This is a genomic window from Fulvivirga sp. (genome assembly GCF_040220315.1).
In the GTDB taxonomy this organism is placed as follows: domain Bacteria; phylum Bacteroidota; class Bacteroidia; order Cytophagales; family Cyclobacteriaceae; genus Fulvivirga.
In genome coordinates this window covers 1-1,580 of sequence record NZ_JAVJUY010000166.1, presented here as the reverse complement: position 1 = coordinate 1,580, position 1,580 = coordinate 1, and the positions used below count along the sequence as shown (strand labels likewise).

Sequence of the window (1,580 nt, the reverse complement as noted above, 5' to 3'; positions counted from 1 at the left end):
AACAGTATTTGGTGGGGAATTCGTTGGAGACGGGATCTCCCGAATGGGTGAAGCACCTCCCCAGGAAGGCTATCCCCCGCTCGCAGAGGAAGATAAAAACCTGGTGATGCATGTTGCGCTGGAGATTACCGGCGGCCACATGCTGATGGGCACTGACGCCCCTGAGTCGATGGGATTTAAACTCAACAAAGGAAACAATGTGTATATCAACCTGCAGCCAGATACCCGAAAAGAGACCAAACGACTCTTTGATGCATTGTCAGCTGGTGGCGAAGTGACCATGGAGTTGCAGGACATGTTCTGGGGTGACTACTTCGGATCATGCACCGACAAGTTTGGTATTCAATGGATGTTTGCCTGTGCGGAGAAGGCCTAAATCTGATCGGATTAAATTCTAGATTACACTCACAGCCAAAGCCGTTAGATTTTCTATTTCCCAGAGGTAGCTGTCCATTGATTATGACAATGTGTGCCTCTGGATAAATTAGGGTGGTTTGAATTGCCACGCCTTTGATGTCTGAGCGAACTATGCCTTTTCAAATGAAGGTCAATTTTCTTCTAGCACGTATTGCACCTTACAGTCATTTTGGGTTTGACTGGTAATCAAAAGTGAGCTACCGTCATAAGTATAATCATAAATGGTAAAGTCTGTTCCAGCCGTCCAGTAAATATAGATTTCTGAATTTTCAGTATCCAGAACGTATTTTGTTCCCTGGGATAAGGACCCTGTTGTTCGTGAAAAAGTGCCATCACTATTGAATTGCCACGTCGCACAACTCTCAGTTGATGGGTTACAGGCGGTGGATTGATTGTCTGCCGAATTAGGGCATTCTACATCATTGAGACTCACCTGATCGTATGTACCCACAATTAAAGTAAGTGGATCAGTATTATCATCTTTATCCCCACAAGATGATAAATATGCTAAAAATACAATTAAAATAAAGCCAAGAGAGATTACATGATTCTGTTGGGACTTAAGAAGGCTAAGACGATTCCTATTGAATAAAAGAGCAATAGAATTACGATTAACCACATGATTACGACAGTGACTCTATAATTTATTAGATACATATTATTATTTAATAAGTAGTATGCTAATAGAAAATCCACTAATGTAAGCAAAAACACTACCCACAAGAAAATCTTTTTACCCAATGTAATCTTTTTAAATGCCGCATAGCTATCAGCTGTATCTGATTTGATTAGATTAAGATCTAATCCATATAAAAAAAATAAAATTCCATTCTTATAAAAAAGAAATCCGAGCGAGAAAAAAATCAAGAGGCCAAGTAATATGAGAAAAACTATTTGCAAAATAGAAGGATAATGCATAGTGATTTCATTAAGCTGGTTTCTGGTTCTTAAATAAATGATTCAATGGCTCATTTCTCATGCCAGCTACCAGATTGATAAACAATTCAGTAGACTTCTATACCCATAACTACTATGAATATACTTCTTTTTCGACTTATTTCCACATAACAGTATTATAAAAAATGGCAAATACTAAAATCCTACCATTCTGATCTAATGGCAAACCCATAATTAATATACCACTCAATGAATGCAGAATTTTT

The 1,580-nt window shown here is 38.2% G+C and carries 2 protein-coding genes; one reads left to right on the top strand and one right to left on the bottom strand.

Annotated elements, in window-relative coordinates:
- Positions 1-376 (top strand): VOC family protein (locus tag RLO81_RS08135; protein WP_350109856.1); only part of this gene is annotated, 376 nt, incomplete at its 5' end.
- Between the two features lie 171 nt (positions 377-547).
- Here RLO81_RS08135 and RLO81_RS08130 read toward each other — a convergent pair.
- Positions 548-1,036: a hypothetical protein gene (locus tag RLO81_RS08130; RefSeq protein WP_350109853.1), complete on the bottom strand. Its 489-nt coding sequence runs from the start codon at positions 1,034-1,036 to the stop codon at positions 548-550.
- Between the last annotated feature and the right edge of the window lie 544 nt (positions 1,037-1,580).